This window comes from Sinomonas sp. G460-2 (assembly GCF_047759905.1).
Taxonomy (GTDB): domain Bacteria; phylum Actinomycetota; class Actinomycetes; order Actinomycetales; family Micrococcaceae; genus Sinomonas.
This window is the reverse complement of the sequence record NZ_JBKZWT010000152.1, coordinates 1-8,610: the sequence shown is the minus strand read 5'-3', so window position 1 is coordinate 8,610 and position 8,610 is coordinate 1. Positions and strand designations below refer to the sequence as shown.

Here is an 8,610-nt window from a genome sequence, read left to right as displayed (position 1 = left end):
CCGCCGCCGAGGCCGAGCAGGGCTCCGCCGAGCAGGGGCCGGCCGCTCAGGCCGCGGCCGTGTTCCTCCAGGGGAACGCCGAGGAAGGTGTGGATCGTGGCGTGCTGGCCGCGCGCCGTCGTCGTTCGCGGACGCGCCGCGTCGAAGGCGAGGTCGTGAGCCGCACGCAGGCCGACTAGGCGCGGAACGTACGTGGAGGCTCCCGGCGTGTGGCGTCCGGATGGCCCGGACCTCGTCGTCGAAGCGGACAACGCCGACTTCCTGCCGTCCCTCCCGGACGGCGCGTTCACGATGGTGTACATCGATCCGCCGTTCAACACGGGGCGGGCGCAGCGCCGCCAGTCCACGACGATGGTCCGGAGCGAGACCGGGGACCGGGTGGGCTTCGGCGGGCAGCGCTACGAGACGATCAAGGGCGCGCTGCACCGCTACGACGACGCGTTCGGCGACTACTGGTCGTTCCTCGAGCCTCGGCTGCTCGAGGCGTGGCGCGTCCTCGCGGACGACGGGACGCTCTACCTGCACCTCGACTACCGCGAGGTCCACTACGCGAAGGTCATGCTGGACATGATCTTCGGCCGCGAGTGCTTCCTCAACGAGATCGTGTGGGCGTACGACTACGGCGCGCGCGCCCGCCGGCGTTGGCCCACGAAGCACGACACGATCCTCGTCTACGTCAAGGACCCCGAGAACTACCACTTCGACAGCGCCGAGGTGGACCGCGAGCCGTACATGGCGCCCGGGCTCGTGACGCCGGAGAAGCGCGAGCTCGGCAAGCTGCCCACGGACGTGTGGTGGCACACCATCGTTTCACCGACGGGGCGCGAGAAGACCGGCTACCCGACCCAGAAGCCGCTCGGCCTCGTGCGCCGCATGGTCGCCGCGAGCTCGCGGCCCGGCGACTGGGTCCTGGACTTCTTCGCGGGCTCGGGGACGCTCGGGGCGGCCGCGCACGCGCTCGGCCGCCGCTTCGTGTGCGTGGACACGAACCCGCAGGCCGTCGAGGTCATGGCGCGCCGGCTCCCCACCGCGGAGGTCGTGCGCGCCGAGCCCGGCACGCTGGTCCCTCCCCGGGAGGACTAATCGCTCCTCCCCGTGAGGACTAAGGGCGGACGACGGCGGTTCCGCTCGCCTGCCGCTCGATCTCCGCGAACACCTCGGGCGAGGTCGTATTCTCCCCGAGGCGGTTGGACTTGCCGGACCCGTGATAGTCGGACGCGCCCGTGAGGAACAGGCCGCGCCGCTCGGCGAGCGCGAGGAGGAAGGGCCGCCTCGCCTCGGGGTTGTCACGGTGGAACACCTCGAGCCCGGCCAGGCCCGCGTCGATCATGTCGTGGTACGTCGCCTCGCCCACGGTGCGCCCCCGCGACTCGGCGACCGGATGCGCGAAGACCGGCACCCCGCCAGCCGCTCGCACGAGTTCGACGGCGACCGCGGGCTCGGGCGCGTAGTGCTGGACGAAGTAGCGCGAACGCGAGGAGAGGATCGTCGCGAACGCCTCCGAGCGGTCGCCCACGATCCCGGCCGCGACGAGCGCGTCCGCGATGTGCGGGCGGCCCACGGTGGCGCCCGGTGCGAGGTGCTGCGTGACGTCATCCCACGAGAGCGGGTAGTCCTCGGCGAGGAGCGAGACCATATGCTCGGCGCGGCTCAGGCGAGCATCCTTCGACTTCGAGATCTCCTCGAGGAGGCCGTGGTGCTGCGGGTCGTGCAGATAGCTCAGCACGTGCACGCTGATCCCCTCGGGCGTGCGGCACGAGACCTCCATGCCGGGCACGAGGACCATCCCGAGCTCGCGCGCCGCGGCGGCTGCCTGGTCCCAGCCGCCCGTCGAGTCGTGGTCCGTGATGGCGACGGCGTCGAGCCCCGCCTCGAGCGCGGCCTCAACGAGGCCAGCCGGGGAGTCGGTGCCGTCGGAGACGCTCGAGTGAGCGTGCAGATCAATCCTCACGCGACCACGATAACCGCCTCGGCGCTCGGTGGGAGGGCTGGACTTCGCGCGCCCCGATGGAAGAATGGCACGGTGAACGCAACAGACTCCATGCCCGGCCACGAGCCCGGCCAGCATTCCGCGCAGCAGTCCACCCAACCGCTCGAGGACCGCGTCGACAACCGATCGCAGCGGCCCAGCTCTGACGCTTTCAAGGCCTTCATGGCTTCGCAGTGGTCCCCCGCCGACCAGACGCTTCCGCCGCTCGACGCCGTCGCCGAGCACGCGGCGCGCCGCCGCCGGGCCATCTCGGATCGCTTCCCGGGCGAGCGCCTCGTCATCCCCGCAGGCCCGCCGAAGGTCCGTTCGAACGACACGAACTACCGCTTCCGCCCCCACTCGGCGTTCGCCCACCTCACGGGCCTCGGCGTCGATCACGAGCCGGACGCCGTCCTGGTCCTCGAGCCGGTCGAGGAGGGCAAGGGCGACGGCGGCGGGCACCACAGCGCGACGCTGTACTTCCGCCCGCTCGCCGGCCGCGACACCGAGCAGTTCTACGCGAACGCCCACACGGGCGAGTTCTGGGTGGGACGGCGTCCCACGCTCACGGAGCTCAACGCGCGCCTCGGCCTCGCGACGGCGCACCTCGAGGAGCTCGAGCTCGCGCTGACGAAGGGCGTGGGTGCCCCCGAGATCGGCGGCATCTCCGTCCGACTGGTCCGCAAGGTGGACGAGAACCTCGACGCCCTCATCGACACGGCCCGGTTCAACACGGCCCAGAACCCCGAAAACCTGGACCTGAGCGAGCTCGACGCCCTCGATGACCAGCTCAAGGAGGCCCTCTCCGAGCTGCGCCTCATCAAGGACGAGTGGGAGCTCGAGCAGCTCCAGTCCGCGGTCGACGCGACGGCGGAGGGATTCGAGGCGATCGTCCGGGCGATCCCGCGCGCCGTGACGCATCGCCGCGGCGAGCGCGTCATCGAAACCGCGTTCTACGCGAAGGCCCGCGAAGAGGGCAACGACCTCGGCTATGACACGATCGCCGCGGGTGGCAACAACGCGACGACGCTGCACTGGACCACGAACAACGGCCCGATCCGCGAGGGCGAGCTCCTGCTCGTGGACGCGGGCGTCGAGGCCGAGTCGCTCTACACGGCGGATGTGACCCGCACGGTCCCGATCACCGGCCGCTTCAGCGAAGTGCAGCGCCGCGTGTACCAGGCCGTGCTCGACGCCGCGGATGCCGCCTTCGCCGCGGCCAAGCCCGGGGCCAAGTTCCGGAGCGTCCACACGGCCGCGATGGAGGTCCTCGCGACCCGGCTCGAGGAGTGGGGCCTCCTCACGGTGAGCGCCGCCGAGGCCCTCACGATCGAGGGCCAGCAGCACCGCCGGTGGATGCCCCACGGCACAAGCCACCACCTCGGGCTCGACGTGCACGACTGCGCGCAGGCCCGCGCCGAGCTCTACCTCGACGGCGAGCTCACGCCGGGCATGGTGTTCACGATCGAGCCGGGCCTCTACTTCAAGTCAGAAGACCTTGCGGTGCCCGAGGAGTACCGCGGCATCGGCGTCCGGATCGAGGACGACATCGTCATGACGGCAGGCGGCCCCGTGAACCTCAGCGCTGCCCTCCCGCGCACGCCGGACGAGGTCGAGGCCTGGATGGGCCGCCTGCTCGAAGGCTGACGTTCGGCTCGAAGGCCGACGCGCGGGAGGTTCCCTCTCAGCGTTCGGGGGTGGCGCCGTCGTTCTTGTGGGCGGCGCCGCCCTCGTGGCCCTCGCCTTCGCCGCGGCCCTCCTGGCCTTCCTCACCGGCTTCCCCGCTCTGGGGACGGTCCTGGTCGATCCGGATGCCGTACTGCGGACGGCCGTCGGGGAGGTCGCGGTAGCCCGAGCCGCTGCGCGGCGGCTGGGCGGGCTGCTCCGGCTGGGCCGGAGGCTGGGGCTGCTGCTGGCCCTGACCCGCGTTGACGCCGTACGGATCCGTCCAGCCCGTGGGCCGCTGCGGTTCCTGCGGCTGGTCCCAGTGGCTCTGGCCCTGATCCCAGCCGTGCTGCGCAGGCTCGTTCTGACCCGCCTGCTGTCCTGGCTGATGCTGCCTTGGCTGGTTCTGGCCCGGCTGATGCTGCCCCGGCTGGCCCTGGCCTTGCTGCCACGGCTGCTGGGCGCCCCAGCCCTGCTGGCTCTGACCCATGGGGAGCTGGTGCAGGAGGCGGCGCGCCTCAGCGGAGGCCTCGAACGCGACGACCACGTCGTAGCTCGTCGGCACGACCTGGCTCGTCGACGTGAAGTCGCGCTTGCCGCGCTGCATCGCGTAGGTCACGATGCCGAAGAGCATGAAGAACGCCGCGCCCATGAGCACCGACGTGATGATCGAGAAGTAGCCGCCGCCCGAGGAGAAGAACGAGAGCAGGACGCCGACGAAGAGGCCGAACCACATGCCGCTCAACGCACCGTTGAGGGCAACGCGCGGGTAGCTCAGGCGGCCCGTGACGCGCTCAACGAGCTTGAGGTCGTTGCCCACGATCGCCACGAGCTCGACGGGGAACTGTTGGTCGGCAAGATAGTCGACGGCCTTCTGGGCGTCGAGATAGGACGTGTACGATCCCACGACCTCCCCCTGCGGGAGGGAGCGCGCCTGATCGATGGGGCCGCGAGAACCGAACATGTTTGACATGACTTCATTCTTACCCGAGATGGCCGCCTCGGACTGTGTTTCCGCTCAGAGTGAGCACGGACTTGCCTCTGGAGTAGCCTAGGCACGTGAGCCCCAATCCCACGCGCGTGTTCGTGAAGAGGCTTCTTGGCCTCGATGTGTTCGACCCGCTCGGCGACCGAGTGGGGCGCCTCCGCGACGTCGTCGTGATCGCGCGGGGGCAGCGAGCCCCCCAGGCCATCGGCATCGTCGTCGAGGTTCCCGGCAAGCGCCGCGTGTTCGTTCCGATGACCCGGCTGACCTCGATGGACCAGTTCCAGGTCATCACGACGGGCCTCGTCAATCTGCGCCGCTTTGAGCAGCGCGGCGCCGAGATGCTCGTGCTGGGCGACCTCTTCGACCTCGGAGCGACCCTCCTCGACGACGGCACGAAGGGCACCGTCGAGGATGTCGCGATGGACGAGCAGCGCAACGGCGACTGGCTCGTGAGCAAGCTCTTCGTCCGCCGCGAGACGCCCGGCCGCGGGCTCCGGGGCCTCCGTCGCGGCGCGACGACCCTCGTGGATTGGGACGAGGTTCGGCTCGACGCGCGCGGCGGCACGCGCGCAGCAACCCACTTCCTCGCGAGCCACGAGGACCTCAAGGCGGCAGACTTCGCCGACGCCATCCAGGAGATGAGCGATCAGCGCCGCCTCGAGGTCGTGTCCGAGCTCCAGGACGAGCGGCTCGCCGACGTGCTCCAGGAACTGCCCGAGGACGATCAGGTCGAGATCCTCTCCTCGCTCGACAACGAGCGCGCGGCGGACATCCTCGAGGAGATGGATCCCGACGACGCCGCGGACCTCCTCGCAGATCTCCCGGCGGACCGCGCCGAGGAACTTCTCCAGCTCATGGAGCCCGAGGAGGCCGACGACGTGCGGCGCCTCCTCCAGTACGACGAGGGAACGGCTGGCTCGATCATGACGCCCGTCCCCGTGATCCTCCCGCCCGAGGCAACCGTCGCCGAAGCGCTCGCCCACGTGCGCCGCGAAGAACTGAGCCCCGCGCTCGCGTCCGCCGTCTTCATCTGCCGGCCGCCGCTCGAGACACCAACGGGTCGTTACCTCGGCACGGTGCACATCCAGCAGCTTCTGCGCAGCGCCCCGCCCGAACAGCTCGGCTCGATCGTGGACAAGGGCCTCGAGCCCGTCTCGGACCTCGCCCAGCTCGGCGAGGTGGCCCACTCGATGGCGCAGTACAACCTCAATTCGCTCGCCGTGGTCAACGCGGACGGTCGGCTCGTCGGAGCCGTGACGGTGGACGACCTCCTCGACCATCTCCTCCCCGACGACTGGCGTGCGCATGACGACGGCGCCCCACTCAAGAAGGTCGGAGGAAGCTTTGGCTGAACCGCGCAAGCTGCTGCCAGGTCTCGACACGCCGCTCGAGAATCGCCTCAAGCTCCTGCCCACGTTCAACCCGGACCGGGACGCGTTCGGGCGCTTCGCCGAGCGCTTTGCGCGCTACATGGGCACGCCGCAGTTCCTCGTCTACATGACGGTCTTCTGTATTCTGTGGCTCGGGTGGAACACCCTCGCGCCCGCCGAGTTCCAGTTCGACCCGAAGTCCCTCAACTTCACGCTCCTGACGCTGCTCCTTTCGCTCCAGGCCTCCTACGCCGCGCCGCTCATCCTGCTCGCGCAGAACCGCCAGGACGACCGTGACCGCGTGCAGATCGAGCAGGATCGCTCGCGCAACGAGCGCAACCTCGCCGACACCGAGTACCTCACGCGCGAGCTCGCCTCCCTTCGCCTCGCCATGCGCGACGTCGCGACGCGCGACTTCATCCGGGCAGAGGTGCGCGCCGAGCTCAGGTCGATCATCGACGAGCTCTCCGAGCAGAACGCTGCCGGGAATTCGTCCAAGCGTCGCAAGGACAAGAAGGACCGGAACGGGCGGAGCCAAGAGGCCCAGGAGGCCTCGGAGGCCCAGGAACCGGTGCTCGGGGCCGCCGAACCGAGCTCGAGCGCCCCCGAAGGGGCCCGCGAGCAGTGACCAGCCCCGATGTGGCGGCGGTCCGCGCTGCCCTCTCGACCGTGATCGACCCGGAGCTCCGGCGGCCCATCGACGAGCTCGGCATGCTCGCCGGGGTAACGGTCGACGGCGGCCAGGTCGCCGTGCGCGTGCTCCTCACCATCGCGGGATGCCCCCTGCGGGGGACGATCGACGCTGACGTCCGTGCGGCGCTCGCCAAGGTTCCCGGCGTCGAGGACATCGCGGTCGAGCTCGAGGTCATGAGCCCTGAGCAGCGCCAGGCGCTCCGCGACCGATTGCGCCCCGAGCGCGGCATCCCGTTCAGCAGGCCGGACTCCCTCACGAAGGTCTACGCTGTGGCGAGCGGCAAGGGCGGAGTGGGGAAGTCCTCCGTCACGGTGAACCTCGCGTGCGAGCTCGCGGCCCGCGGGCTCCGCGTCGGGATCGTCGATGCGGACGTGCACGGCTTCTCAGTTCCCGGGTTGCTCGGCATCACGCAGGGCCCAACCCGCGTCGAGGACATGATCCTTCCACCCGTGGCGCACGGCGTGAAGGCCATCTCGATCGGCATGTTCGTCACCGGAAACCAGGCGGTCGCGTGGCGCGGGCCCATGCTCCACCGCGCCCTCGAGCAGTTCCTCTCCGACGTCTACTTCGGCGACCTCGACGTCCTGTTCCTCGACCTCCCGCCGGGCACAGGGGACGTCGCGATCTCGGTCTCGCAGCTGCTCCCCAGCGCCCAGCTCCTCATCGTCACGACGCCGCAGGCCGCGGCGGCGGACGTGGCCGAGCGCGCCGGCTCCGTCTCGGCCCAGACCGGACAGCGGGTGGCAGGAGTCATCGAGAACATGGCCGGCATGACTCTCCCCGACGGGACGGTGCTCGAGGTCTTCGGAAGCGGCGGGGGCGAGCGAGTCGCGGAGCGGCTCACCGAGGCGCTCGGCGCACCCGTGCCGCTGCTCGGCCGGATCCCCCTCGACGTCGCGTTGCGCGAGGGAGGGGACGCCGGGGTGCCGATCGTCCTGCGTGACCCGGCGTCGCCGTCGTCCGCGGTGCTCAAGGACGTCGCGAGCCGGCTCGCCTCGTCTCCCCGCGGGCTGGCCGGCCGGAGCCTCGGGCTCCACGTTCAGAGAAGCTAGCGCGCGGCTCGGCGCCTTCGCCGCGGGCAACACTTCGCCGCGGACGCTCCCCTTGCTTCGCCTGCTCAGGTCGCGTCGGCGTCGAACGGCGCGGGCTGGCCCGGCGCGAGGCGTTCGATGACCCGCTGTGGCGCTGGCTCCGGGGTCGCAGTGGGCGCAACAGCCGCGGCGGCGACCGTTGACGCGGCGGCTGTGTCGGCGCCCGACGTTGCCTGCGCCGGCGAGTCCTCGAGGAGCGCGTCGCGAATGATCTTCCGGGGGTCGTACTGACGCGGATCGTACTTCCGCCAATCGACCTCGTTGAGATCGACGCCGGTCTCCTCCTTGAGCTGATCCCTCGCGCCCGAGGCCATGCGACGGAGTTCCCGGACGATGTTCGTGAGCTTCTGCGTGTATTCGGGCAGCCGCTTGGGGCCGATCACCAGAAGCGCGATGACCAGCAGGATGAAGAGCTCGTTCATTCCGGGCACGTTCGAAGACTACCTTCTGCGGACTGGCGAGGACGATTCGTCCCGCGCGGACTCAGTGATCAGGGCCGGCCCGACGCGTTCAGCACCAGATGCAGCCCGCGGGCGAGCCTGTCGACGGGGCTCTCCGCGGCCTGCATCGCGCCGGCCGGGGGTGCGCTCCGCACCAGGTCAGCAGTCTCGGCGTTCGGGAAATCCGACGCGAGGACGGTGGTCTCCGGCGCCGCACCGCCCGCGTTCCGAGGCAGCTGCTCCATGAGCGAGATCGTGTGTGAGCCATCGCCGATGCGGATCACGAGCGTCGGGACCCCGTTGAGGAGGTAGCCGCGGGCGGACTCGACCTGAAGCCCGTTCCGGCGGAGCTCGGGGCAGTTCCAGCCCGCCGCCGAGAGCGCCTGGAGGTCG

The 8,610-nt window shown here is 70.5% G+C and carries 8 protein-coding genes and 1 pseudogene; 5 read left to right on the top strand and 4 right to left on the bottom strand.

What is annotated here, in order from left to right:
* Window positions 1-207: 207 nt before the first annotated feature.
* A complete protein-coding gene (locus tag ACLN58_RS13940; RefSeq protein ID WP_415855859.1) occupies window positions 208-1,083 on the top strand; it encodes a DNA-methyltransferase in 876 nt (291 codons plus the stop codon).
* A gap of 19 nt (window positions 1,084-1,102) precedes the next feature.
* Here ACLN58_RS13940 and ACLN58_RS13935 read toward each other — a convergent pair whose 3' ends face one another.
* Window positions 1,103-1,951: a PHP domain-containing protein gene (locus ACLN58_RS13935; protein ID WP_415855858.1), complete on the bottom strand. Its 849-nt coding sequence runs from the start codon at window positions 1,949-1,951 to the stop codon at window positions 1,103-1,105.
* A gap of 90 nt (window positions 1,952-2,041) precedes the next feature.
* On the opposite strand from ACLN58_RS13935, the gene ACLN58_RS13930 reads away from it, so the two are divergent.
* A complete protein-coding gene (locus ACLN58_RS13930; RefSeq protein WP_415855860.1) occupies window positions 2,042-3,616 on the top strand; it encodes an aminopeptidase P family protein in 1,575 nt (524 codons plus the stop codon).
* 37 nt (window positions 3,617-3,653) lie between these two features.
* Here ACLN58_RS13930 and ACLN58_RS13925 read toward each other — a convergent pair whose 3' ends face one another.
* Window positions 3,654-4,607 (bottom strand): general stress protein, encoded by a 954-nt coding sequence (locus tag ACLN58_RS13925; protein ID WP_415855857.1) that lies wholly within the window; start codon window positions 4,605-4,607, stop codon window positions 3,654-3,656.
* An 86-nt stretch (window positions 4,608-4,693) separates the two neighbouring features.
* On the opposite strand from ACLN58_RS13925, the gene ACLN58_RS13920 reads away from it, so the two are divergent.
* The 3 genes from ACLN58_RS13920 to ACLN58_RS13910 are packed head-to-tail and all read left to right on the top strand — an operon-like array spanning window position 4,694 to window position 7,738.
* Window positions 4,694-5,974, top strand: a complete 1,281-nt coding sequence (locus ACLN58_RS13920; RefSeq protein ID WP_415855856.1) for a magnesium transporter MgtE N-terminal domain-containing protein — start codon at window positions 4,694-4,696, stop codon at window positions 5,972-5,974.
* Window positions 5,967-6,620, top strand: a complete 654-nt coding sequence (locus tag ACLN58_RS13915; RefSeq protein WP_415855855.1) for a DUF1003 domain-containing protein — start codon at window positions 5,967-5,969, stop codon at window positions 6,618-6,620. Before ACLN58_RS13920 ends, ACLN58_RS13915 begins: the two co-directional genes overlap by 8 nt.
* Window positions 6,617-7,738, top strand: a complete 1,122-nt coding sequence (locus tag ACLN58_RS13910; protein WP_415855854.1) for an Mrp/NBP35 family ATP-binding protein — start codon at window positions 6,617-6,619, stop codon at window positions 7,736-7,738. The genes ACLN58_RS13915 and ACLN58_RS13910 overlap by 4 nt, the downstream gene beginning before the upstream one ends.
* A gap of 65 nt (window positions 7,739-7,803) precedes the next feature.
* Here the strand turns inward: ACLN58_RS13910 and ACLN58_RS13905 are convergent, their stop codons facing one another.
* Window positions 7,804-8,208, bottom strand: a complete 405-nt coding sequence (locus ACLN58_RS13905; RefSeq protein ID WP_415855853.1) for a twin-arginine translocase TatA/TatE family subunit — start codon at window positions 8,206-8,208, stop codon at window positions 7,804-7,806.
* A gap of 59 nt (window positions 8,209-8,267) precedes the next feature.
* A pseudogene (locus ACLN58_RS13900) lies at window positions 8,268-8,610 on the bottom strand (hypothetical protein); the annotation flags it as partial.

What these genes read in the sequence shown, in the direction of transcription:
- ACLN58_RS13930 (WP_415855860.1), top strand. Translation starts at nt 2,042, where the DNA reads ATGCCCGGCCACGAGCCCGGCCAGCATTCCGCGCAGCAGTCCACCCAA.
- ACLN58_RS13925 (WP_415855857.1), bottom strand. Translation starts at nt 4,607, where the DNA reads ATGTCAAACATGTTCGGTTCTCGCGGCCCCATCGATCAGGCGCGCTCC.